Raw genomic sequence first — 23,681 nt, forward strand, 5'->3', positions numbered from 1 at the left:
TTGTCAGCGCAACACACGGCTGGCATGGACGTCGTCGATGCAGATTGCGCTGGTGACCCTCGGTGTGTTGCTGGTCCTGGTGACGCCGCTGGTCGCGGTGCTGCCGGGTCCCGTCGGTATCTTCACCTTCGCCGCCGGTACCGCATTGATCCTGCGCAATTCGCGCTGGGCACGGCACCGCTTTGCCCGGCGGCTGCGGCGGCATCCCCGCCTGCGCGCGCTGTCCGACCGGGCACTGCGCCGGGCCAGTGCCAAACGGCGGCGAATGCGCGCCGGGGTGTGACGGTCGGCGTTGACTTGGATGGGCGCCATGGCTAAGGGACCACCCACGCGGCCGCCGTCACTGGCGGCTTTTTACGTTCTGGCAGTTTTGAATACCCGGGGAATGAGTAATGAAGCGGACTTTTCAGCCGAGCAACCTGGTACGGGCCCGTCGTCACGGCTTCCGCTCGCGCATGGCGACGCCGGGTGGCCGCAATGTGATCCGCGCGCGTCGTGCCCGCGGCCGCAAGAAGCTGTCGGCCTAACCAAAATGCTTCGCCGCCGGGATTATCTGGCGGCGAATGGCGGACGCCGGGCACCGATGCCCGGCTTCCTCCTGCTGGTGCGCAACCGCAAGCCGGACGAACTGGCCGATACGCCGCCCCAGGCGATGCGAATCGGCATTACCGTATCGAAAAAGGTCGGAAACGCCGTCGTCCGCAACCGGATGAAACGGCGTTTTCGCGCGCTTGCCGCAGAGCTGCTGCCCGAACAGGGTGTTGCCGGTGCCGATCACGTGCTGATCGGCCGGGCAAGTGGCATCGAACGTCCGTTCGACGACCTGAAAGCCGACCTTTCCAAGGCATTGCGCAAGGTTCGCCGGTGACCGACACCGGCGGCCCTATCCGTTCGGGTACTGGCCGTCCGGGTATCGCCGCCCGTGCGCTGATGCTGGTCGCCCGCGCGTGGCAATTGGGTCCCTCGCTGATCCTGCCGCCGTCGTGTCGCTATCAACCCTCCTGTTCGGCCTATGCAATCACCGCCCTTGCCCGCTATGGCGCGATCAAGGGGGCGTGGCTGGCCGCCAAACGGATTGCGCGCTGTCACCCCTGGGGTGGGCACGGCCACGATCCGGTGCCCTAAGTCTGCGCCGTAAGGATTGTACGTGAAGAACGACCAGAAGAATTTCCTGCTGTTCGCGGTACTGGCTGCGCTGGTGCTGTTCGGCTGGCCGTATATCGCCAACCATTTCTTCCCGGCCGCGAACCCGCCGGTGACGAAGCTGGAGGACGGCAAGAGCAAGCCCGTCGCCAATCCCGCGACCGATCCCGCCGCCGACACCGCGAACGCGATTCGCGACCGGGCGCAGGTGCTGCGCGAAACCCCGCGCGTGGCGATCGAAACGCCTGCGGTGCGCGGCTCGATCAACCTGCGCGGCGGGCGGATCGACGATCTGGTGCTGCTGCGCCACAAGGAGACGATCGCCAAGGATTCGCCCCCCGTCCGGCTGCTGTCGCCGTCGGGCACGGCCGATGCCTATTTCGCGCAGTTCGGCTGGAGCGGCACGGGCATCACCCCGCCGCCCGCCGATGCGCTGTGGACCGCCAGCGGTACCAAGCTGACCCCGACCACCCCGGTTACGCTGACGACGCAGGCGGGCAGCCAGCGCTACCTGATGCAGATCGCGGTCGACGCCAACTACATGTTCACCGTGCGCCAGAGCATCGTGAACACCGGGGCGCAGCCGGTGCAGGTCGCGACCTATGGCCTGCTCAGCCGCCGCGGCGCGCCGGTCGACAAGGACACGATGACCATCCAGGTCGGCCCGATCTACGAAGCCGGTAACGGCGTGAAGTTCGACGTCGATTACAAGGATATCGACGCCACCCCGACGACCTTCGGCGCGAAGGGTGGCTGGCTCGGCTTCACCGACCATTACTGGATGACCGCGCTGATCCCCGATCAGAACGTGCAGCACGGCCTGACGCTGAAGGGCGGCGACCAGCGGCACCAGGCGGATTACCGTTCGCCGACGCTCGCCACGCTGAACCCCGGCCAGGCGATGACGCAGAGCGCACGCTTCTTTGCGGGTGCCAAGGAGAACAAGGTCCTGAACGCCTATGAGGAACAGGGCGTGCCCTATTTCTCGCGCTCGATCGACTGGGGATGGTTCCGCGTCGTCGAGGAACCGATCTTCGTCTATCTCGACTGGCTGTTTCGCATGGTCGGCAACTTCGGCGTGGCGATCATCCTGCTGACGCTGACGATCCGCGGCCTGATGTTCCCGATCGCCCAGCGCCAGTTCGCATCGATGGCCGCCATGCGCGCCATCCAGCCCAAGCTGAAGGTGCTGCAGGAACGCTACAAGGACGACAAGCCGCGTCTCCAGCAGGAGATGATGGCGCTGTACAAGACGGAAAAGGTGAACCCGGTTGCCGGCTGTCTGCCGACGCTGATCCAGATCCCGATCTTCTACGCGCTGTACAAGGTGCTGTTGCTGACCATCGAGATGCGGCACCAGCCGTTCGTCGGCTGGATCAAGGATCTGTCCGCGCCCGATCCGGCGACGATCCTGAACCTGTTCGGCTATCTCGACTTCACGCCGCCGCACTTCCTGGCGATCGGCATCGTGCCGGTGCTGCTCGGCATCTCGATGTACTTCCAGTTCAAGCTGAACCCGGCACCGATGGACGACATGCAGAAGCAGGTCTTCGGTCTCATGCCGTGGGTGCTGATGTTCATCATGGCCCCGTTCGCGGTCGGGCTGCAGGTGTACTGGATTACGTCGAACCTGCTGACGATCGCGCAGCAGCAGCTGCTCTATTCGCGGCATCCGGGTATGCGACAGGCCGCCGCGAAATGAACGACCTGCCGCCTCCCCCGCCCGGTGACGACCGCTTCGATCCCGACCAGATCGAAGCGGCACGCAAGATCTTTGCGGGACCGATCCAGTTCCTGAAGTCGGCGCCGTCGCTCGATTACCTGCCGTCACCCGACGTACCGGAAATCGCGTTCGCCGGTCGTTCGAACGTCGGCAAGTCGTCGCTCCTGAACGCGCTGACCGGTCGCACCTCGCTCGCGCGTACTTCGGTCACGCCGGGGCGCACGCAGGAGCTGAACTTCTTCGACATCGGCACGCCGCTGAAACTGCGGCTGGTCGACATGCCCGGCTATGGTTTCGCCAAGGCACCCAAGGACATGGTGCGCAAGTGGCGCTATCTGGTGAACGACTATCTGCGCGGACGACAGGTGCTGAAGCGCACCCTCGTGCTGATCGATTCGCGCCACGGCATCAAGGATGTCGACCGCGAGGTGTTCGAGATGCTGGACAAGGCCGCGACCAGCTACCGTATCGTCCTGACCAAGACCGACAAGATCAAGGCGACCGAACTGGAAGACGTCTATGCCGCGGTTGGCGAAGAGGTCCGCAAGCGTCCGGCGGCGCATCCCGACGTGATCTCGACGTCGAGCGAGAAGGGCATGGGCATCGCCGAACTCCGCGCGGCGGTGATCGAGTCGATCGGCTGACGCTTCGTCATTCTGCCGCAGGCCGGGATGACGACTGAGGCCCGCCCGCTCCAATCGAATGTTCGTCATTCCCGCGAAGGCGGGAACCCATACCCGCTGGCCTTTCGATCAAAACGCGACGTCAGCGCATATGGACTCCCGCCTTCGCGGGAGTGACGAAGGGGAGCGCCGCGTCCGACCGGCCGGACGATCGCGCTGCTCCTACCCCGCCTTCGAAGCAAACAGCCCCGCCCCCAGCGCGACTGCGCCCACCGACAGCGCGCACGCGACAATCATCAACAGCCCGTCGCGCACCAACAGTGCAATCCCGAACGCCATGATCGCTGCCATCGGCGCGGTGCTGGCAAAGGGCAGCAGCTCCAGCGGCGGCACGGTCAGGCACAGCAGGATCACTGCGACCCCCGCAACCTTCACCATCGGCCCCTTGGTCAGCGCAGGCAGGCGTCCGTGAAACCACTGGTCCATCCGCCGGGCGATCGGCCGGGTCTTGTCGGCGACCTTGACCAGCTTCGCCCCCTTCAGCCCGCGATTGGCGAGAAACCCCGGCAGCCACAGGTGCTTGCGTCCCAGCACCAGCTGTGCCGCCAGCAGGATCATCACGACCGCCATCGCCGTCGGCAGGCCCGGAATCCCGCCGACCGGAGAGATGTCGATCAGCGGGAAGATGATGAAGAACGGGCCGTACGCCCGCTGGCCCAGCGCCTCCAGCGCGTCGCCCAGCTTCGCTTTGTCGTCGCCCGCCTGTCCGCCCAATTCCCGCAGCCGGTCGAGCACCTCACTCACGCTGTGCGGGTCGCCGCTTTTATCGTTATCCGCCATGCACTTGCCAACGGATCGTTCCATGGCCGGTTCCAACCGCTCGACACGGCCGTCCGCGCATGGCACGACCCGGCCCATGCTGAAGCTCATCATCGGGAACAAGGCCTATTCCTCCTGGTCGCTGCGCGGCTGGCTGGCGGCCAAGCTGTCGGGCCTGCCGTTCGAGGAGGTCGTCGTGCCGCTCTACGACGCCGACTGGGACAAGCGTCGCGAGGGCGACGAGTTCGCGCCGTCGTCGGGCAAGGTCCCAATCCTGTGGGACGGCGACGATATCGTCGTGTGGGACAGCCTGGCGATCGTCGAATATCTGAACGAGAAATCGGGCGGCGACAAATTCTGGCCGGCCGATCCGGCGGCACGCGCCATGGCGCGGTCGATGGCGGCGGAGATGCATTCGGGCTTCGCGCCCTTACGCCGCAAGCACAGCATGAACGTCCGCCAGGTCTATGACCCGACCCAACCCGACGCCGACGTCGCGGCCGACCTGTCGCGCATCTACGAGCTATGGGCACAGGCCCGCGCCCGCTTCGGGCATGGCGGCGACTATCTGTTCGGCGACTTCGGCGCGGTCGACATCATGTTTGCACCGGTGGCGACGCGCATCGTCACCTATTCGCTACCCTGCCCGCGCTTTGCGATGGGCTATATCATCACCCTGTTGCAGCACCCGTGGATGCAGGATTGGATCGCCGCCGCGCAGGAAGAGGAATGGGTGCTGGAACAGTACGAGCAGCCGGTGACGTAACGATCCTCCCCGCTCCGCGGGGAGGGGGACCGCCGCGCAGCGGTGGTGGAGGGGGGGGTTCACCACGCAAAGCAACCGTAGCGGATGCCGATACCCCCCCTCCACCAGCCTGCGGCTGGTCCCCCTCCCCGTGCCGGGGAGGAACTTACGCCAGAAACCCCGCGATTGCGTCGCCCAGTTCCTTCTTCACCACCGCGCTCATATGATTGCCCGGCGTCTCGACTAGCCGCGCATCGGGCAGCAGTTCCGCCAGTGCGGCATGGCTGCCATTGTCATCGTCGTCCTCGCCCGCCAGCACCAGCACCGGCTGCACGATCGCAGCCAGTTCCTCGCGCGACGTATCGACGAACGTGTCGAGAATGCCGAGCAGCGCCACCGGATCGCCACCGGTGGTCTTCAGGAACGCTTCGGCCATCCACTCCGGCGATCCCCGCTCGAAACTGCCGAGGTTGGTCAGGATGCGCCGGAAATGCGCCGCGCGCCGCCCGGTGTCGAGCAGCCCTTCGAGGCCCATTCCGCTCAGCACCAGCCGCCCCGGATTGGCCCCCATCGTCACCATCCGCACCGCCGTCCGCGCGCCCAGCGAATAGCCACCCAGGTCGTAGTCGCTCAGCCCCAGATGCGCGAGCAGCGCCATGCCGTCCCGCGCCAGCGCATCGGGCGGATAGGCCGCCGCGGCATGCGGCCGGGCGCTCGCGCCATGCGCCCGCAGGTCGGGCAGGATCACTCGCCGGCCCAGCGCCGCGATCTTCGCTGCATGACCATATTTGATCCAGTTGGTGTCGGCATCGCTGAAATAGCCGTGGATCAGCATGACCGGCCGCCCCTCGCCCATTTCATGCCAGGCAATCTCCGCCCCGTCGAAACTGGCGAAGCGATGGGTGGTGACGGGCATCTGGGTCACGGTCGGGCAATCCTTGGCTTGGGTCACTGGCATCCGGGCTATGGGAGGATCGATTGCGCCTGTCGACCCATTGTCCTACCATTTGCCACTTCACCAGCGCGCGAAATCAAGTTAGTATCCAAAGCAACAAAAGAACAAGCGGGAGAGGGTGCCGGCCAGACCGGAGACCGACGCCATCACCCCCGCCCTGCCCCATAGCGGCGTGCCGCACAGCCGATCCGAAGATGTCTATGCGCTGGTCGTCGGTTGCGTGATGATCGCGCTCGGCCTTGCCATGTTGCACGCCGCCGGGCTGGTGACGGGGGGCATTGCCGGGGTCGCGCTGCTGGTGTCCTATCTGGTCCCGTTGCCGACCGGCGTGCTGTTCACGCTCATCAACATCCCCTTCTTCCTCTTCGCCCGCCGGGCGATGGGGGCGCGCTTCATGTGGCGGACCATCGCGGTCAATGGCGGGATCGCGCTGTTTTCCACCATGGCGCGCTACGGCTTTCGTATCGTGGAGGTCCATCCCGCCTTTGCCGCCATTGCCGGGGGCACGGTGATCGGCATGGGCATCCTGGCGCTGGCCCGGCACGACGCCGGGGTCGGCGGCACCGGCGTCGTCACCCTATGGCTGCAACGCACGCGCGGCTGGAATGCCGGCCGCACGCAGATCGCGATCGACCTCGCCATCCTCGCCGCATCGTTCGCAGTCGTCTCGCCGGGCAAGGTCGCATGGTCGGCGGTGAGCGCCGCGGCGATCAGCGGCATCCTGATCGCGTGGCATCGTCCGGGGCGCTACACCGGCTATTGACCGATCAGGCGGCGACGGCCGCGATCTGGTCGTTCGCGCGCAGCATCGCCGATGCGCGTTCGGTGGCGTGGCGGATATCCTCGGCCAGCGACTTCACCTCGCGCGCGACGACCGCAAAGCCGGTCCCGGCCTCGCCCGCCCGCGCCGCCTCGATCGCGGCGTTCAGCGCGACGAGCCGGGTCTGCGCGGTGATGTCGCCGATCGACGTCACGATCGCCGCCAGCTGCGCCATGACCGATCGCAACGCATCCGCCTGCCCCTCCAGCCGCGCCTGAAACCGCTGCCCCTCGTCGAAGCGCGTCTGCACCTCACGTTCCAGCAGCACCTGGCGGGTCAGGTCGGTCGCGATCTTGACGATGGACGATGGCCTGCCGTCGGTGTCGAGGATCGGGTTATACGTCGCCTGCAACCACACGTCGCGGCCCTGCCGGTCGACGCGGCGGTACATCCCGCTGTCGAACGCCCCGCTGCCGAGCTTGTGCCAGAATTGCGCATAGGTCGCGGAACCGCTGTCCTCCGCGCGACAGAACATGCGGTGATGGTGACCGCGCACCTGCACCAGCGAATATCCCATGGTGTCGAGGAACAGGTCGTTGGCCCATAGCACGGTGCCGTCGAGCGCGAAGTCGACCACCGCCTGCGATCGGCAGATCGCCTCCCACGCGCCGACATATAGCGCGCCATCCCGGATACCCTGCGTGTCCATATGCGGATATTGCGCATCAGTTGGTTAAGGCGGCCTTAGCAAATGGGCTTCGCCGACCATGGCCACGGCACGTCACCGTACGCAGCCCTCGCCCATCCGCGTCCGCTTCGTCCTCCGGACCGGTGCCGGAGGACGAAGCCGATCGCCGATCAGTCCTTCTTCAAGTGCCGGCGGCCAAGCAGCTCGGCGATCTGCACCGCATTCAGCGCCGCGCCTTTGCGCAGATTGTCCGACACGCACCACAGCGCCAGGCCGTTCTCGACGGTCGAATCCTCGCGCACGCGGCTGACATAGGTCGCGAAGTCGCCGACGCATTCGATCGGCGTCGCGTATCCACCGTCCTCGCGCTTGTCGACCAGCATGATGCCGGGGGCTTCGCGCAGGATCTTCTGCGCATCTTCCGCCGACAGTTCGTTTTCCATCTCGATGTTGATCGCTTCGGAATGGCCGACGAACACCGGCACGCGGACACAGGTCGCGGTCACCTTGATCTTCGGATCGAGGATTTTCTTCGTTTCGACCACCATCTTCCACTCTTCCTTGGTCGACCCGTCGTCGAGGAAGCTGTCGATGTGCGGGATTACGTTGAACGCGATCTGCTTGGTGAACTTCTTGGGCTCGGCGCTGTCGCCGACGAAGATGTTGCGGCTCTGTTCGAACAGCTCGTCCATCCCGGCCTTGCCCGCGCCCGACACCGACTGGTACGTCGCGACGACGACGCGGGTGATCTTTGCCGCATCGTGGATCGGCTTCAGCGCGACGACCATCTGCGCGGTCGAGCAATTTGGGTTCGCGATGATGTTCTTGACGCGGTATCCGTCGATCGCCTCCGGGTTCACTTCCGGCACGATCAGCGGCACGTCGGGGTCCATGCGATACAGCGACGAATTGTCGATCACGGTGCAGCCGGCGGCGGCGAACTTGGGCGCATAGACCTTCGTCGCCTCGCTGCCGATCGCGAACAGCGCCATGTCCCAGCCGGTGGGATCGAAATGCTCGATATTCTGGATCTTGTACTGCTTGCCGGTCTCACCGAAGTCGGCCATATCGCCGGCCGAGCGCGACGATGCCAGCACCGCCAGATCGTCGATCGGAAACTCCCGCTCCGCCAGGATGTTCAGCATTTCGCGCCCGACATTGCCGGTCGCGCCCGCGACGACTACCCGATAACCCACTTGCTTACTCCGCGTTCTTAACTTGCGCGAACGCATAGTCGCCTTGGAAGAAAAGTCCAGCAGTTCGGGGAACACGGCGGGCTGCGACCCGGCCCTTGCCCTCCGGGCGGCACGGTGCGCATCATTCAGACTGGATCGGAGGAACGGGATGATTGCACCACCCAAGTCGTTGGATCTGAGCGACATTGATGCGGCGCCTAGCCCGACCCTGCACCGTCATGGTGCCCCAATGAGCCGGCGGGCGAGGGCCGCGCCGATCGTCGCAATCGCGTTAATCGCGGGCACCGCGATCGGAACGACGGCCGGACTCCACTTGGCGAAACCGGGCGCACTGATCGAGGTGGAAACCTCGCCTGACCGAAAGGAGCGGGTCGAGCTCTACCGTCCGGATCGCTGGCAACAACTGACCGGCCACCCCTCGGCCGACTATGCCGTCGCACGCCTGTCCTCGGCCGCCGACGGCACCGTGCTGACGACCAGCCCGCCCTTCTATCTCGACGGATCGGGGGCGACACGATGGTCGCCGCAGGCGGTCGAGATCGGCACCGCCGCCCGGTACGACCGGGCAACGGGCCGATGGTCGGTACAGTAGCTTACTTCTTATCCTTCACCTGCCGGTCGAGGAAGGTCAGGATCGTCTTCCACAGATGCTCGCTGACACCGGGTCCGCCGACGCGGTGGGTTTGGCCGGGATAGAGCATCAGTTCAAACGGCGTCGCCGACTTCTGCATCGCCGCCATCATCGCAGTCGAATGTTCCAGCACGACGTTATCGTCGGCCATGCCGTGGATCAGCAACAGCGGGTCGCGGATCTTCGCCGCATCCGCCACCGCCGCCGACGCGGCATAGGCTTCGGGCACGGTGCGCGGATCGCCCATATACCGCTCGGTATAATGGGTGTCGTACAGTTCCCAGCGCGACACCGGCGCACCCGCCACGCCCGCGGCAAACACGCCCGGCGCCTTCTCCAGCATCTTCAGCGTCATATAGCCGCCATAAGACCAGCCATAGGTCGCGATCTTGTCGGGCACGACGTACGGCAGCGTCTTCAGGTAATTCGCGCCCGCGATCTGGTCCTCGACCTCGACCGTGCCCATCGCGCGGTAAATCTGGTTCTCGAACGCCTTGCCGCGTTCGGGCGACCCGCGATTGTCGATCTCGAACCAGATCCATCCCTGATCGACCAGATACTGCCTGAGCGCCCCGCCCCACGCCCGACGCACGACCTGGCTGCCCGGCCCGCCATAATGTGAGAAGAACACCGGATAGCGCTTCCCCGGCTCCAGCTTCGGGGTAATCATGTTCCAGTGCAGCACCGACCCGTCGGCGGCCTTGATCTCGCCGAACTGGGTCGGGCGATGACTGCCGACATAGGGCGCATAGGGGTGGTCGCCGGTCAGCGCATTCTCGTTGATCCACGCGATCCGCTTCGCCGACGTATCGGCCAGATAGGTTTGCGCCGGCTGGTCGGGGTTGGAGCGGGTGACGATCAGCCGCGACGCCTTCCCATCCATCGACGCGCCGTACGACCAGCCGGCCTCGGTCATCCGCGTGACGCTGCCCGGCTTGTTCAGATCGACGCGGTACAGCTGCCGCTCCAGCGCATCGTCCTTGTTCGCCAGGAAATAGACGCGGCCCTTCGCCTCATCGACGCCCGCCAGGTCGGCGACCATCCACGCTCCCTTGGTCAGTTGCGTCCACTTGCCCGCCTGCCAGCGGTACAGATGGCCGTACCCGTCACGCTCCGACCACCAGACGAGGCTACCGTCCTTCATCAGATGATAGGCGTCGGACAGGTTGACCCAGCTCTTGGGGCCGGACTCCTCGGTGAACAGCACGCTCGAACGACCGGTCGCCGGATCGACCTTCAGCATGTCGAGCTTCGTCTGCGCCCGGTCCTGCCGCTGGACCAGCAGCGCCTTGCCATCCGGCGTCCAGTCGACCCGCGCCAAATAGATGTCGGGATCGGCGCCGAGGTCGACCTTCACCTTGCCCGACCCGTCCGGCTTCATCACGTACAGCTCGACGAGCACGTTCGGCGTGCCTGCCTTGGGATAACGCTGCTGATAGATGCTCGTCCCCTCGGCGCCGATCGCCGAACGGGTGACGATGCCGACCGGCGATTCATCGAAGCGCTCGACCGCGACCAGCCCGTCGTTCGGCGACCACCAATAACCGGTGCGGCGGCTCATCTCTTCCTGCGCGACGAACTCCGCCTCGCCGAAATGGACGTTGTCCTTACCCTCGGTGGTGAGCGCGATTTCCTTGCCGCTTTTCAGGTCGAGCGCGACGAGGTTCTGGTCGCGTACGAAGCTGACGAAATTCCCCTCGGGGCTGACCACCGGGTTCAATTCGCCGCTGGTGCTGTTGGTCAGCCGACGGACCTCGCCGTCGATCGAGGCGAGATACAGGTCGCCGTCCAGCGGCACGAGGATCGACTTGCCATCGGGTGCCCAGTCATAGGCGAGGATACCGCGCTTGCCGGTCAGCGAACGGTCGCGCTCACGCTGCATCTTTTCGGCTTCGGACAGCGCGGCGCCGGTGCCGACCTTCTTCGAATCGACCAGCATCCGCCATTCGCGGGTGGTCGTGTCCATCGCCCACAGGTCGAACCGCTCGCGCTCGTCGGCGCGGTTACGCAGCAGCGTGACGTATTTGCCATCGGGCGACAGCTTCAGGCTCTGCGGCTGGCTGCCGTTCAGGTCGGGGCTGGCGAAGACCCGCTCCAGCGTCAGCTCGCCGGGCTTTACCGGTTCACTCGCCATCCCGGCCGTTCCCATCGCCAGCAACGCCGCACCCATCAACCATTTTACCATAGTGCCCCGTATCCTCATCCGGCTACTTCGCGCCGGTAGTAACCGTTGTTATCGCTTGGGGCGGGGCAGAGGACAATGGTTGAGTTCGGCAAGTTGCGAACCGGTTCAACCCACCGATGCCGTACCCCCGCGCAGGCGGGGGTCCAGGGCCACAGGCGCAAGCCTCGGTTGACTTGACCCTGGATCCCCGCCTGCGCGGGGATACTTGAGGCGACCCTACATCGTCTCGCCCGGATCGACGCCCCACAGCCGCGCCTGCTCGACATAGCCACCGCGCCCCTTCACGTCGAAGAAGCACCACGCGCCATTGCACCGCGACAGCCGCCCGACGACGCCCGGCGCGGCGCGCCACACCACCGCCGCGCCCGCCTGCGGCGACGCGCGCAGCTCGATCACCTCGCGCCCGACGAACCCGGTGCGCCGGTCGCTCAATAGCCCGACCTGCAACCATCCGCGCGTGCCGTCGGGGTCCTCGACCCGGCGCCAGTCCTGATAGATGTCGAGCACCTTGATCGGCATGTCGGCGCGGCGATAGACCCATTGCGTCGGATAATTCTTGCCCGGCCCGCTGCGCATCCGCGCCTCGCCCGCCGCGATCGATGCATAATAGGGCGTCTTGCGGCGCTGCGCCTCGGCCGCTCCTGCCGCCATTATCGTCAGCATCGTCGCCACCACGACCGACCGCCCGCCCAAGCGCATGATATTTTCCCCGAATGTCCGTCCCTTGCCTCTATCGGCAACCAAGCCCCCACGGCAAGCCGTTGACGCCGCGCGACCCAACCGCCAATCCCTATGCCATGGCCCCAGCATCCCCCCCGCCCCGCACCCCCAAAGTCCAGGTGACCCGGCGGCTGCCGGCCGCGACCGAGGGGCGGATGGCGACGCTGTTCGACACGGTGTTTAGCGCCGACGACCACGCCCTGTCGCGCGACGAACTGGCCGCCGCGATGGCTGACTGCGACGTGCTGGTCCCCGCCGTCACCGACGTGATCGATGCCGACCTGATCGCCGCCGCGCCCGATCGCCTGCGCTTGATCGCTAATTACGGCGCGGGGGTGAACCATATCGACCTGAAGGCCGCGCACGCCCGCCGCATCCTCGTGACCAACACGCCCGGCGTCCTGACCGAAGACACCGCCGACATGGTGATGGCGCTGATTCTTGCCGTGCCGCGCCGGCTGGCCGAGGGTGAAAAGCTGGTCCGCTCCGGTGAATGGAAGGGGTGGAGCCCCAGCGGGATGCTCGGCCACCGCATCGGCGGCAAGGCGCTGGGCATCGTCGGCATGGGCCGCATCGGCCAGGCCGTCGCCCGCCGCGCCCGCGCCTTTGGCCTGTCGATCCACTACCACAACCGCCACCGCCTGCCCGAAACGGTCGAGGCGGAACTGGGCGCGACGTGGCACGGCGATCTCGACGAAATGCTTGGCGTCATCGACCTGCTGACGATCCACACCCCGCGCAACGCCGACAGCGAAAACCTGCTTGACGCGCGCCGCATCGACCGCCTGCGCCGCCACGTCTATCTCATCAACGCCTCACGCGGCGGCATCGTCGACGAAGAGGCGCTGGTCGACGCGCTGGAACGCGGACGGTTGGCGGGCGCCGGGCTGGACGTGTGGGCGCACGAACCCGCCATCGACCCGCGCCTCCTTGCGCTGCCCAACGTCGTGATGACCCCGCATATGGGATCGGCGACGCTGGAGGGCCGCGTGGCGATGGGGGAAAAAGTGATTACCAACATCCGCGTTTGGTCGGACGGGCACCGCCCGCCGGATCAGGTGCTGGATGGGTTGCGGTAACGTCGCAAATGCTGTGATCCGTCACGCATCCGAAGTACTGCCAAGAACCACCCGCTATCGAGTCCTGCCATGCACTTTGACCTGATTCAGTCACTCAGCCTGTGCGGCGACCTGTCGATCCCGAACGACGATCGCGCCGGCAGCACCGCGAGGCGCGCATGGGCAATCGATGGCGCCACCGATCTTGGCCCGCCGGGGCTGATGGGTGAGCAGGGTGGCGCCGCATGGCTAGCGGCAACCGCAGACGCTGCGTTCGCGACCGCGGACGCCCCAACGCTGGCCGATGCCTGTACCCAGGTCTGCGAACGGATCGAAGCGCGCTATACCGCCGAGGCGCGCCGCCGCCCCGAAGGTCCATGGGAATTGCCTCGCGCTTCCTTCGTCGCGGTTCAAATCGTCGATGGGAAGGCGGAACTGGCATGGGCCAGTGACTGCTCGCTCCTCCACCATACTGCTGGCCGCACCTTCTGGCGAACCCCGGAACCCAGCCGTTCCCACGAAAGCGCGCAGGCGGCGGCACTCGGCCCCGGCATCGGCGCGGTCAAGCTCGGTACAGCGGCGGTGCTGCGGGATCGTCGCCAATCCCGCTCGCGCGCCGGACAACGCGTGCTCAGCATCGACGCCACCGCCACGCTGGCAATTCTCAGCCAAGCCCAGTTCGATCTGGCGGTCGGGGACGAATTGCTCCTGATGACCGACGGCATGGTCGCGCTGGTCGATTCCTATCGACGCTATGATGCCGACAGCCTGTTCGACGCCGTGCGTACCCAGGGGCTAACCGCGCTCGGCACCGAGCTGCGGACGATCGAACGGGACGATGCCGCCTGCCTGCGCTACCCCCGTTTCAAGGTTAGCGACGACGCCACCGCCCTATGGCTGCGCATCGGCGGCCCAGGCGTAATCTGACGTCGCCTCGGACGTGATCGAAGCGATGCTGCTGTCGCTTTCCTACACCGCCGCGCTTGGCCATGCTGTACCACAGGCCACCATCCGGCCCGCTCTTTGACACCGTCGCTCCAAACGCCACGCAAACAGCGCACGAGTGTGAACTTAGTGAACTTTGGCCGAAAAGCTCAGCCTTCCAAGCCACGTAGCCATTCACCGATCATCGCCTGTCCGGCGCGCACCGCCGCCGGGCCCAGCGAGCGATATTCTTCGGTCAGCGTGTCCCGATGCTTCGGGCAATCAAGATAATCCAGCCACGCCTCGAACCGCGCATCCTCGCCCATTTCGGCATGGAATTGCAGCGCCAGCAGGTTGGCACCCCGCCGGAACCCTTGCCGGTAGCGCGCGGTCGTCGCCAGCAGCTCGGCCCCTTCGGGCAAATCGAACGTGTCGCCATGCCAGTGCAGCACCGGCACGCCCGCGACATGCGCCAGAGGCGATTCGATACCCGGCGTCAGGTCGACGGCGCCGAACCCGATCTCGCAACCGGTACCCTTGTACACCGGCGACCCCAGCGCCGCCGCGACCATCTGCGCACCCAGACAGATGCCCAGCGTCGGCCGATCCGCCTCCAGCCGCCGCGACAGCGCGGCGATCTCGCCCGGTATCCACGGGTTGTCGGCGACATCATAGACCCCCATCGGCCCGCCCATCACGATCAGCAGGTCGGGATGGGTCAGGTCGGCGGTGGCGAACGCCGGATCGGTCACGTCGATCCGGTCGATGGCATATCCCGCCGCCTCGACGGGCACGCGGTACCCGGCGCAGCCTTCATACGGGACGTGGCGGACGATCAGCGCGGACTTCATGGGCACAGTCTATCCTGCGCAAGCTGAATGGCACCTGCAATGTTTCTTTGTATTGCCGTGGCGATGCTTTGGAACCCCGGCTGCGCCAAAACCATTTGCCTGCCGTAGCGTAAACCGGAGTAAACTTATGAAAAAGCTCGCAACCATCGTCCTCGCCCTCGCCGCCGGCAGCTCGCTTGCCGCCTGCTCGACGCTGCGCGGTGGCGCGATCGGCGCGGCGGGCGGTGCCGGCATCGCGGCGGCCACCGGCGGTAGTGTCGAAAAGGGCGCGGCGGTCGGCGGCGTCGGTGGCGCGGTGGTCGGCACCGTCGCCGACGACTGATGCAAAAAGGCCGGGGCAGCGCATCCGCAGCCCCGGCCTGTTACCTTCGTGTCCTGACGGTGCAGGTCGTCGATCAATCCCCGGTCAGGATGCGATCGACCAGCTGCTTCACGCTCGGCACGAAACCGTTGGAATAGAACGGATCGCGCTTGAAGTTGTAGGCAGCGTGGCCGGCGAACATCAGGTTCTGGTCGGTCGGGCCACCATGGGCGATGTCCTGCAACGTCTTCTGAATGCAGAAGCTGCGCGGATCGGCCAGCCGCCCAGTCGAGTTCGTCTCGCTATCGGCCCAGCTCGAAAAGCTGCACTGCGACAGGCAGCCCATGCAATCCGCCTGATCCTTGCGGATGATGCCCTTTTCCTCGGGCGTCACGAATACCAGCGTGTTGTCCGGGGTCTTCAGTGCATCGGTGAAGCCCGCGCCGAACCATTCGCGCGCGCGCAGCAGGTCGCCCTGCGTCACCCAGAAATTCTTGCCCTTAACGCCCACGTCCAGCTGGAACACATGGTCGCCCGCTTCCTGCGTCGAAAAGGCGATCTGCCGCTCCGACCGCGCTTCCAGGTTGCGCAGGAACGGATTGCGCACTGCCGACGAATAGAAACCGGTCGGGCTGAACCGGTGCAGCAGCACCTCGCCCTCCTCGATCTCCATCAGCTTCGCCTTCCACTCCTCAGGGATCGGGCTTTCCTGCGTCAGCAGCGGACGGGTGCCGAACTGGAACGCGATCTTGCCCAGCTCCGGATTGTCGATCCAGTCGTTCCAGTCGCGCAGGTACCACACGCCACCGGCCATCACGATCGGCACATCGTCGGAAATGCCGCCCTCGCGCATCGTCGCACGCAGGTCGCGGACGCGGGGATAGGGGTCCTGCGGCTCCAGCGGATTTTCGGCATTGGACAGGCCGTTATGCCCACCGGCCAGCCACGGGTCTTCATAGACGACCGCCGCCAGCCATTCCGACGCCTTTGAATAAGCCCGCTTCCACAGCGCGCGAAACGCACGGCCAGACGACACGATCGGCAGATAGCTGACGCCGTAGGACGCGGTGATCTCCGACAGCTTGTACGGCATCCCCGCGCCGCAGGTGACGCCCGACACGAGTCCCCGCGTCCGCTCCAGCACGCCGTGCAGGATGCGCTGCGCCCCGCCCATTTCCCACAGGACGTTGATGTTGATCGCGCCGTTGCCGCCGGCGATCTCCCACGCGCGCCGTACCTGCTGCACCGCGCCCTCGATCGCATATTCGATCAGTTCCTCATGGCGTTCGCGACGGGTCAGCGCCTTGTACACCTGCGGAATGATCTTGCCCTCGGCATCATAGCTGTCGGCATTGACCGCCGACACGGTGCCGATCCCGCCCGCCGCCGCCCAGGCGCCGGCCGATGCGTGGTTGGTAGCGGCAACGCCCTTGCCCCCTTCGATCAGCGGCCAGACTTCGCGGCCGTTATAGACGATGGGCGACAGACCTTTGAACAACATGACCTCCAACGGGAACTTCGCAGCGGAACCGGCGCACCGCGCCACCGCATCCGGCCGTCATTAATCCCACCCGCGCCCGAACGCGAGCAAATTGCGTGCGCACCTTTGGGTAGCACGTTACCGTGCGCGATGCGGACCAGACTTTTGCTCCTTGCCCTGACCCTTATCCCGGCGAGTTGCGCCGCTCCGCCACGCCGCGAGCAGGTGTTGATGGAGGAAATAGAACGGAAGGTTTCGCTACCAAGCGAGGCGCTCCCGCTCCACCGCTACGCCCGTCATTATGCCTTTACCAGCAGGGGCGTCGAAGGCGTCTACGTCGTGATCTACCCGCCCTCGAACGAAGGCGAGATGGGGTTCCTGACGGAGGATTGGGGCTGGCGCCCTTTGACGGAAGCAGAAACCCAGGAAGCCGAAGCCTCGGACGCTGCTCAGCGCGTTCGACTGGGCGAAGCGAACAGCCGACGCTGGCATGTCTCCGACGCCGAATTTCCCGGCGCTGACGATGGGGGCTGTGAGTATGTGAACATCGGCTATGACCCGCGGACCAAGCAGTTCCTGTATGTGGAGTGCAATGGCCCGTCTGGACGGGGCCGTCCCGCCTGATACCTACGGGCCAGCTGGCTATGTTACCCCAACGCCCCCGGCCGCCCCAGCGCCCGCTCGTACAACGCCTTGTACGCCGCGATCATCTTCGCCTCGTCGAACTCGGCACGCGCCTTGGCAAGGTTCGCCTCGCCCACCCGCTGCCGGGCAGCCACGTCGACTGCCAGCGTCTGGAGCCGGTCGCGCAGGTGCACCTCGTGCCGGTCGATCCCCATATACGGGTGGTTCTCTTCGGCCACCATCGCCATGATATCGCCGACCGGTGGGGCCACCACCGGCAGGCCGGTCGCCATCGCCTCCATCACCGAAATCGGCTGCTGCTCGCTGCGCGACGACAGTGCGAAGATGTCGAACAGCCCCATGTAGCGATAGGGCTCGGGCAGAAAGCCGGGCAGCACCACGCGGTCGTCGATCCCCATCGCCTCGGCCGCATCGAGGATCGCCTGCCGCTCCGGCCCCTCGCCGACGATGACCAGCCGCACCTTCACCGCGATCCCGCCAACGGCCCGGACCAGTAGCGGCAGGTCCTTCACCTCGCGCAAGCCCGCGACGGTACCGATCACCACCTCGCCCGGCTTGCGCTTGAGGCCGGGGATCGCATCCGCCGCGACCGGTTCGGCATAGCGATCAACCGGAATGCCGTTGCCGATCAGGTGCAGACGGTGTTCGGGCTGCTTCCATGCCCCACGCGCGACCTGCATCAACCGCTGCGATGGCACCACCAGCGCCTCCGCCGCGCCTAGGGCAAAGCGACGATACAGGTTGCGCACCGGGTTCAGCCGGGTCGCCTCGTCCTCGTTAAAGCCGTCCTCGTGATGGACGACCGGCGGCATGCCCTTGGCGAAGACGCGCTTCGCCATCACCCCGTCGATCGCACCCCAGTTATAGGTCAGCACCAGGTCGAAGCGGCGCATGTACTTCGCGATCGCCTCATACCGCGCGACCGACGGCTTGCCGGTCAACGGCGGCGGGTTCTGCGCGATTTCGTGAGCGATATAGTCGGCAATCGCCGAGCGTGCCTCGGTTCGTTCCGGCACGCCCGACACGATGGTGTGCACCGCGCGGTCGCCCCAGGCGTGCATCAGCCGGATCGCGCGCGCTTCCTTGCCCCCATACGCGAACGACGAATGGAGGTGGAGGATGCGAACCGGTGCGCTCACGCCGCCGCCACCCGCGCCAGCAGCCGGTCGATCGCCGCCACCGACGCCGGTTCGGTCAGGATCGGCGCGTGGCCGACATCGGCGACCGTGGTCAGCTCCGCGCCGTCGATCCGCTCGACCATCGCCTCGGCCACCCGCGCGGGGAGGATGTCGGACAGGCCGCCGCGCAGGATCGCGACCGGCTTGCCGGCTAGCGCGTCATAGGCACGCCACATGTCGGGGCCTGCCTCGTTGCCCGGCACGCGGAACGGCTCGGCGATCTTCATGTCGTAATCGAGCATGATCCGCCCGGCCGAATTCAGCCGGTGTAGCCGCTTGGCCATATGCAGCCAGTCCTGCACCTCATAGGCCGGATAGGCATCGCCATTTCCCTCGGCCAGCGCGCGGGCGGCGTGCATCCAGGTCGGGTGGCTGACCTGTTTACCGACATAGCCGCGAATCCGCCCCAGCCCCGCCGGGTCCAGTTCCGGCCCGACATCGTTCAGCAGGGCGGCCGCGATCCGATCGCGATCGGTCGCCGCCAGCAGCATGGTCAGGATACCGCCCAGCGACGTCCCGAACGCGACGACGCGCGGCAGTTCCAGCTGGTTCAGCAGCGCCTCAACATCCTGCAGATAGACCAGCGGGACATAGGTCATCGGATCGCGGGCATAGCCGCTCTCGCCGCGCCCGCGCATCTCGGGCACGATCAGCCGCCACTGCCCGGCCAGCCGGTCGGCGACATCCTCCCAGTCGCGCGCATTGCGAGTGAGGCCATGCAGGCACAGGATCGCCGGACGATCCGTCGGGCCGCCATAGTCGCGATAATGCAGTCGGAGGCCGTCGTTCGACCACCAATAGCCATCGGTGAAGCGTTGCTTGTCCAAAAGCGCCATCGCACCCCATATCGCCGCATGGCCGAAAACCCGCAACCCGCTCGCTACCGTCCCCGCACCGATATTCTCGATTTGGGAGACGCGTTCTACGATGCCGTGCCGGCGGCGGCGTTTCCGGAACACATCCTGCGCTTCCGCAACGATCGGGCGGCGGCGGAGATCGGGATCGTCGCGGCGGCCGACCATATCCCAGCGCAAGCGGGGGTCCAGCGCCGGGTAGGACCGGCGGCCGCGTCTGTGGCTCTGGATCCCCGCCTGCGCGGGGATACGGAACGAAGCATCTCCCTCTCCGACGCCGAATGGATCGACCATTTCGGCCGCTTCACCCCCCTCCCCGGCAGCCTCCCCGAACCCCTCGCGCTGCGCTATCACGGGCATCAGTTCCAGTCGTACAACCCCGATATCGGCGACGGGCGCGGATTTCTCTATGCGCAGGTCACCGACAATCGCGACCGGCTGCTCGACCTCGGCACCAAAGGGTCGGGCCAGACGCCCTACAGCCGCTTCGGCGACGGCCGCCTGACGCTGAAAGGCGGCGTGCGCGAGGTGCTGGCGACCGAGATGCTGGAGGCGCTGAACGTGCCCACCTCGCGCAGCTTCTCGCTGATCGAAACGGGTGAGGCGTTGACGCGCGGCGACGAACCCTCGCCCACCCGGTCGGCGGTGCTGGTCCGGCTGAACCACAGCCATGTCCGCATCGGCACGTTCCAGCGACTGGCCTATGAACGCGACGCGGACGCGATGCGGCGGCTGGTCGACTATGTCCTGACGCGCCTCTACCACCACGCCCCCGGCAGCGACCCTGCGATCGCCTTGTTCGACGAAGCGGTCGGGCGCATCGCGACGCTGGCCGCGCGGTTCATGGCCGCCGGGTTCGTTCACGGCGTGCTGAACACTGACAATATCAACCTGACCGGCGAGAGCTTCGACTATGGTCCGTGGCGGTTCGCGCCGACTTGGGACGCCGGGTTCACCGCAGCCTATTTCGACCATCACGGCCTCTATGCCTATGGCCGGCAGCCCGACGCGATGCACTGGAACGCCATGCAGCTTGCGGTCGCGCTGCGCACCGTCGTCGATGCCCCGCCGCTGATCGCGATCCTCGAAACCTTCCCCGAACGCTATGCGAAGGCGGCGGCCGAAGCGGTGCTGTGGCGGCTGGGCGTAACGCCCCGTACCGATGCCGACGACCGTGCCCTCGCCGATGCGGTGACGACGGCGCTGGCACGCTCGAAAATGCCGATCGATGCCTTCTATCACCACGCCTTTGGCGGCTGGCTGCCCGAGGGAGAGGAATGGGCGGCGTTCGAGGAGGTCCGCGCCCGCCTGTCCGACTATCGCCCGCGTTCCGACCGCAGCCACCCCTATTGGTCCAACGCCACCCCCTGTTCGATGCTGATCGACGAGGTGGAGGCGATTTGGGCGGCGATCGCCGATCGCGACGACTGGTCGCTGTTCGATACAAAGGTAGCGGCGATCCGCCGGATGGGCGCGGCGCTTACCTGATATCAACCCTCTTGCCGGCAAACTGGCATCGTGCCGCATTCTGGTTCAAGGAAGCGGCAAAGCAGGAACCGGACGACCATCAGCATGCCCGAACTTGTCTCGACCGAACCCGCCACCGGCGCGACGCTGTGGCGCGGCCCGATCGGCGATGTGGATACCGAGGTCGCCGCCGCCCGCGCGGGATGGGCCGGCTGGGCGTCGCGGCCGCTCGCCTACCGCGTCGAAGCGATGCGGCGCTTCGCCAATGTCGTGCGCAGCCGGTCGGAAGCCTTTGCCGACATCATCGCCCGCGAAACCGGCAAGCCGCTATGGGAAGCGCGCACCGAGGTCGAAACGGTCGTCAACAAGGTCGACATTTCGGTCACCGCCTATGCCGAACGCACCAGCCAGCGCCGGCTGGAATCGCCGCTCAACGCCCGCACCGCGCTCCGTCACAAGCCGCACGGCGTGCTGGCGGTGCTCGGGCCCTATAACTTCCCGGCGCACCTGCCCAACGGCCACATCATCCCTGCGCTGATCGCCGGCAATGCCGTGGTGTTCAAGCCTTCGGAAAAGACCCCGGCCAGCGGTGCCTTCCTCGTCGACTGCTACCGCGCGAGCGGCGTGCCCGAGGATTGCGTCCGCCTGCTGATCGGCGGCGCGCAGGAGGGGCGTGCCCTTGCCGCGCATCCCGATATCGACGGATTGCTGTTCACCGGATCGGCGCGCACCGGCATCGCGCTCAACCGGCAGTTCGCCGATACCCCCGACAAGATCCTCGCGCTCGAAATGGGCGGCAACAACCCGATCGTCGTGTGGTCCACACCCGACGTCTATGCCGCCGCCGTGCTGGTCGTGCAGTCCGCCTTCACCTCGGCTGGACAGCGCTGCACCGCCGCGCGCCGCCTGATCGTCGAGCGGCGCCTGGCCGAACCGCTGCTGGCCGAGATCAACCGGCTGTGCGAACGGCTCATCATCGGCGAACCGCATGCCGACCCGGCGCCCTTCATGGGGCCGGTGATCGACAACGAAGCCGCCGACCAACTGACCGAAAGTTTCCTGTCGCTGTCGGCGCATGGCGGACGGCCGCTGCGGTTCATGCAGCGGCTGGTGGAGGGACGGCCGTTCCTGACGCCCGGCATCATCGACATGACCGATGCGACCGAACGCGCTGACGTCGAACTGTTCGGGCCGTTGCTGCAGGTGTCCCGCGTCGACAGTTTCGACGACGCCATCGCAGAGGCGAACAATACCCGCTACGGCTTGTCCGCCTCACTCGTGTCGCAGGACCCGCAGCTCTACGACCGGTTCTGGGCCAATATCCGCGCCGGCATCGTCAACTGGAACCGCCCGACCAACGGCGCATCGTCGGGCGCGCCGTTCGGCGGGATCGGCCTGTCAGGCAATCACCGCCCGTCGGCCTATTATGCCGCCGATTACTGCGCCTATCCGGTGGTGTCGGCCGAAGCGGAACAGGCGCGCGCATCGATCGGCATCGGGCTGCGCAACGAATAGCGCCCCTGCCCTAAACAATCCCTACCCCGCGCCCAAGCAAGCGTCGGTTGCCTGAACACCGGCGCGGTCGCATCTAGCGTGCCATGGCTACGCTACTCGATCCGACCGCGCGTGGGCGCGTCATCCTTGTCGGTGCTGGTCCGGGTGATCCGGGCCTGCTGACCGTGCGCGCGGTGGAGGCGCTCAAGACCGCCGATGTGGTCGTCCATGACGGGCTGATCGACCGCCGCGTGCTCGACCTCGCCCCCGCCGGTGCCCAGCGCATCTCGGTCGCCAAGCAGCGCGCGCGCCACACGCTGCCGCAGGAATCGATCAACGCGCTGATCGTCGCGCACGTCAAGACCGGCGCAATCGTCGTCCGGCTGAAGGGCGGCGATCCGTTCATCTTCGGACGCGGCGGCGAAGAGGTCGAGGCGGTACGCGCCGCCGGACTGCCGGTCGAGGTCATCCCGGGCGTCTCCGCCGCACTCGGCTGTGCCGCTGGCGCAATGCTGCCGCTGACCCACCGCGACTGGTCGTCGGCGGTCAGCTTCGTCGCAGGGCAATGCAAGGGCCTCTCCGAACAGGACTGGTCGGGCCTCGCCGGGCAGGGCCGCACGCTGGTGATCTACATGGGCGTCGCGACCGCGGAGGCGATCGCCGACAAGCTGATGGCCGATGGCGTCGCCCCCGACATGCCGGTCGCGGTGCTGGAGCGCGGCACCTATGCCGACGCCCGCGCGCTGCGTACCCTGCTCGCCGACCTCGGCCCGATGGTCGCGCGCGAGGATGTGAAGAGCCCGGCCGTGATCGTCGTCGGCGAGGTGGTCCAGCTGGCCGATGCCGAGGACAAATTGGGCGCATGGGCCAAGGCGGCGGAGGTACTGGCGTGAAATTGCTGACCGGAAACGACCTCGCCAGCGGCGACGTGACCTGGTGGACCGGCAGCGACTGGTCGCGCCATGTCGAGGACGCGGCCGACGTCGGCGCGGACGGCGACCGCATCGCGCTGGTCGAGGAAGCCGCGCGGCGGGTGAACGTCCCCTATGTGATCGACGCGGTGGCGACCTCCGACGGCCCCCGCCCGGCGCATATCAAGGACCGCATCCGCGCCCTGGGTCCGACGGTTCGCGCCGACCTGACGCTAAAGCCCGCCGACCCCGATGCAGGGGCGTGGGTCATTTAGGTCCTCCCCGGCACGGGGAGGGGGACCATGCGAAGCATGGTGGAGGGGGCTGTCC

The 23,681-nt window shown here is 66.6% G+C and carries 27 protein-coding genes; 17 read left to right on the forward strand and 10 right to left on the reverse strand.

Going from position 1 to position 23,681, the window contains the following annotated elements:
* Positions 1-37 precede the first annotated feature (37 nt).
* From ASE58_RS01505 to yihA, 6 genes are all read left to right on the forward strand, one after another.
* On the forward strand, positions 38-283 hold the full coding sequence (locus ASE58_RS01505; RefSeq protein WP_055760667.1) for a hypothetical protein: 246 nt from the start codon (positions 38-40) through the stop codon (positions 281-283).
* Between the two features lie 109 nt (positions 284-392).
* Positions 393-527, forward strand: a complete 135-nt coding sequence (gene rpmH / locus ASE58_RS01510) for a 50S ribosomal protein L34 (protein WP_055760664.1) — start codon at positions 393-395, stop codon at positions 525-527.
* A 5-nt stretch (positions 528-532) separates the two neighbouring features.
* Positions 533-868: a ribonuclease P protein component gene (gene rnpA, locus ASE58_RS01515; RefSeq protein ID WP_055817309.1), complete on the forward strand. Its 336-nt coding sequence runs from the start codon at positions 533-535 to the stop codon at positions 866-868.
* Between the two features lie 44 nt (positions 869-912).
* Positions 913-1,125, forward strand: a complete 213-nt coding sequence (gene yidD, locus ASE58_RS01520) for a membrane protein insertion efficiency factor YidD (RefSeq protein WP_055818097.1) — start codon at positions 913-915, stop codon at positions 1,123-1,125.
* Between the two features lie 22 nt (positions 1,126-1,147).
* Positions 1,148-2,845: a membrane protein insertase YidC gene (gene yidC, locus ASE58_RS01525; RefSeq protein WP_055760658.1), complete on the forward strand. Its 1,698-nt coding sequence runs from the start codon at positions 1,148-1,150 to the stop codon at positions 2,843-2,845.
* Positions 2,842-3,510: a ribosome biogenesis GTP-binding protein YihA/YsxC gene (gene yihA, locus ASE58_RS01530; RefSeq protein ID WP_055817312.1), complete on the forward strand. Its 669-nt coding sequence runs from the start codon at positions 2,842-2,844 to the stop codon at positions 3,508-3,510. The genes yidC and yihA overlap by 4 nt, the downstream gene beginning before the upstream one ends.
* A 201-nt stretch (positions 3,511-3,711) precedes the next feature.
* Here the strand turns inward: yihA and ASE58_RS01535 are convergent, their stop codons facing one another.
* A complete protein-coding gene (locus ASE58_RS01535) occupies positions 3,712-4,353 on the reverse strand; it encodes an exopolysaccharide biosynthesis protein (protein ID WP_235513451.1) in 642 nt (213 codons plus the stop codon).
* Between the two features lie 55 nt (positions 4,354-4,408).
* Between ASE58_RS01535 and ASE58_RS01540 the strand changes: the two genes are divergently transcribed.
* Positions 4,409-5,074 carry a glutathione S-transferase family protein gene (locus ASE58_RS01540; protein ID WP_055818099.1) on the forward strand — a complete coding sequence of 222 codons (666 nt, stop codon included), beginning with the start codon at positions 4,409-4,411 and terminating at the stop codon, positions 5,072-5,074.
* A gap of 145 nt (positions 5,075-5,219) precedes the next feature.
* Here ASE58_RS01540 and ASE58_RS01545 read toward each other — a convergent pair whose 3' ends face one another.
* Positions 5,220-5,969: an alpha/beta fold hydrolase gene (locus ASE58_RS01545; RefSeq protein WP_055817319.1), complete on the reverse strand. Its 750-nt coding sequence runs from the start codon at positions 5,967-5,969 to the stop codon at positions 5,220-5,222.
* A 157-nt stretch (positions 5,970-6,126) separates the two neighbouring features.
* Here ASE58_RS01545 and ASE58_RS01550 point away from each other — a divergent pair, with 157 nt between their 5' ends.
* Complete coding sequence (locus ASE58_RS01550) at positions 6,127-6,771, forward strand: YitT family protein (protein WP_082467534.1); 645 nt, start codon at positions 6,127-6,129, stop codon at positions 6,769-6,771.
* Positions 6,772-6,775: 4 nt separating this feature from the next.
* On the opposite strand, the gene ASE58_RS18480 is transcribed toward ASE58_RS01550, so the two are convergent.
* Both ASE58_RS18480 and ASE58_RS01560 read right to left on the reverse strand, forming a co-directional pair.
* Positions 6,776-7,477 carry a methyl-accepting chemotaxis protein gene (locus ASE58_RS18480; RefSeq protein ID WP_055817322.1) on the reverse strand — a complete coding sequence of 234 codons (702 nt, stop codon included), beginning with the start codon at positions 7,475-7,477 and terminating at the stop codon, positions 6,776-6,778.
* 149 nt (positions 7,478-7,626) lie between these two features.
* Complete coding sequence (locus ASE58_RS01560; protein WP_055760643.1) at positions 7,627-8,652, reverse strand: aspartate-semialdehyde dehydrogenase; 1,026 nt, start codon at positions 8,650-8,652, stop codon at positions 7,627-7,629.
* A gap of 229 nt (positions 8,653-8,881) precedes the next feature.
* Here ASE58_RS01560 and ASE58_RS01565 point away from each other — a divergent pair, with 229 nt between their 5' ends.
* Positions 8,882-9,244, forward strand: a complete 363-nt coding sequence (locus tag ASE58_RS01565; protein ID WP_055817324.1) for a hypothetical protein — start codon at positions 8,882-8,884, stop codon at positions 9,242-9,244.
* 1 nt (position 9,245) lies between these two features.
* Here ASE58_RS01565 and ASE58_RS01570 read toward each other — a convergent pair whose 3' ends face one another.
* Together ASE58_RS01570 and ASE58_RS01575 are read right to left on the reverse strand one after the other, a co-directional pair.
* Positions 9,246-11,468, reverse strand: a complete 2,223-nt coding sequence (locus ASE58_RS01570; protein ID WP_055817326.1) for a S9 family peptidase — start codon at positions 11,466-11,468, stop codon at positions 9,246-9,248.
* 216 nt (positions 11,469-11,684) lie between these two features.
* Entirely contained in the window at positions 11,685-12,167 is a 483-nt protein-coding gene (locus tag ASE58_RS01575; RefSeq protein ID WP_055760633.1) for an SH3 domain-containing protein, read from the reverse strand.
* A gap of 98 nt (positions 12,168-12,265) precedes the next feature.
* Here ASE58_RS01575 and ASE58_RS01580 point away from each other — a divergent pair, with 98 nt between their 5' ends.
* Positions 12,266-13,267 carry a 2-hydroxyacid dehydrogenase gene (locus ASE58_RS01580; protein WP_055818103.1) on the forward strand — a complete coding sequence of 334 codons (1,002 nt, stop codon included), beginning with the start codon at positions 12,266-12,268 and terminating at the stop codon, positions 13,265-13,267.
* Between the two features lie 69 nt (positions 13,268-13,336).
* On the forward strand, positions 13,337-14,173 hold the full coding sequence (locus ASE58_RS01585) for a hypothetical protein (RefSeq protein WP_055817328.1): 837 nt from the start codon (positions 13,337-13,339) through the stop codon (positions 14,171-14,173).
* 167 nt (positions 14,174-14,340) lie between these two features.
* On the opposite strand, the gene ASE58_RS01590 is transcribed toward ASE58_RS01585, so the two are convergent.
* Positions 14,341-15,021 (reverse strand): glutamine amidotransferase-related protein, encoded by a 681-nt coding sequence (locus ASE58_RS01590; RefSeq protein ID WP_055817330.1) that lies wholly within the window; start codon positions 15,019-15,021, stop codon positions 14,341-14,343.
* Between the two features lie 127 nt (positions 15,022-15,148).
* Here ASE58_RS01590 and ASE58_RS18415 point away from each other — a divergent pair, with 127 nt between their 5' ends.
* A complete protein-coding gene (locus ASE58_RS18415; protein WP_055817332.1) occupies positions 15,149-15,343 on the forward strand; it encodes a hypothetical protein in 195 nt (64 codons plus the stop codon).
* A 73-nt stretch (positions 15,344-15,416) separates the two neighbouring features.
* Here the strand turns inward: ASE58_RS18415 and ASE58_RS01600 are convergent, their stop codons facing one another.
* Positions 15,417-16,820 (reverse strand): NAD(P)H-dependent flavin oxidoreductase, encoded by a 1,404-nt coding sequence (locus ASE58_RS01600; RefSeq protein ID WP_055761604.1) that lies wholly within the window; start codon positions 16,818-16,820, stop codon positions 15,417-15,419.
* A 132-nt stretch (positions 16,821-16,952) separates the two neighbouring features.
* On the opposite strand from ASE58_RS01600, the gene ASE58_RS01605 reads away from it, so the two are divergent.
* Entirely contained in the window at positions 16,953-17,426 is a 474-nt protein-coding gene (locus ASE58_RS01605; protein ID WP_055817334.1) for a hypothetical protein, read from the forward strand.
* A 23-nt stretch (positions 17,427-17,449) separates the two neighbouring features.
* Here ASE58_RS01605 and ASE58_RS01610 read toward each other — a convergent pair whose 3' ends face one another.
* On the reverse strand, positions 17,450-18,586 hold the full coding sequence (locus ASE58_RS01610) for a glycosyltransferase (protein WP_055817336.1): 1,137 nt from the start codon (positions 18,584-18,586) through the stop codon (positions 17,450-17,452).
* On the reverse strand, positions 18,583-19,461 hold the full coding sequence (locus tag ASE58_RS01615; protein WP_055817338.1) for an alpha/beta fold hydrolase: 879 nt from the start codon (positions 19,459-19,461) through the stop codon (positions 18,583-18,585). Before ASE58_RS01615 ends, ASE58_RS01610 begins: the two co-directional genes overlap by 4 nt.
* Before the next feature lie 18 nt (positions 19,462-19,479).
* Here ASE58_RS01615 and ASE58_RS01620 point away from each other — a divergent pair, with 18 nt between their 5' ends.
* From ASE58_RS01620 to ASE58_RS01635, 4 genes are all read left to right on the forward strand, one after another.
* A complete protein-coding gene (locus ASE58_RS01620) occupies positions 19,480-20,967 on the forward strand; it encodes a protein adenylyltransferase SelO family protein (RefSeq protein ID WP_055817340.1) in 1,488 nt (495 codons plus the stop codon).
* 84 nt (positions 20,968-21,051) lie between these two features.
* On the forward strand, positions 21,052-22,461 hold the full coding sequence (gene astD, locus ASE58_RS01625; protein WP_055817342.1) for a succinylglutamate-semialdehyde dehydrogenase: 1,410 nt from the start codon (positions 21,052-21,054) through the stop codon (positions 22,459-22,461).
* A gap of 83 nt (positions 22,462-22,544) precedes the next feature.
* Positions 22,545-23,333, forward strand: coding sequence for a uroporphyrinogen-III C-methyltransferase (gene cobA / locus ASE58_RS01630; protein WP_055817344.1), 789 nt, complete (start codon positions 22,545-22,547; stop codon positions 23,331-23,333).
* Entirely contained in the window at positions 23,330-23,626 is a 297-nt protein-coding gene (locus ASE58_RS01635; protein WP_055817346.1) for a DUF2849 domain-containing protein, read from the forward strand. Before cobA ends, ASE58_RS01635 begins: the two co-directional genes overlap by 4 nt.
* Positions 23,627-23,681 lie beyond the last annotated feature (55 nt).

The sequence above is a fragment of the Sphingomonas sp. Leaf9 genome, from assembly GCF_001421355.1.
Lineage (GTDB): Bacteria > Pseudomonadota > Alphaproteobacteria > Sphingomonadales > Sphingomonadaceae > Sphingomonas.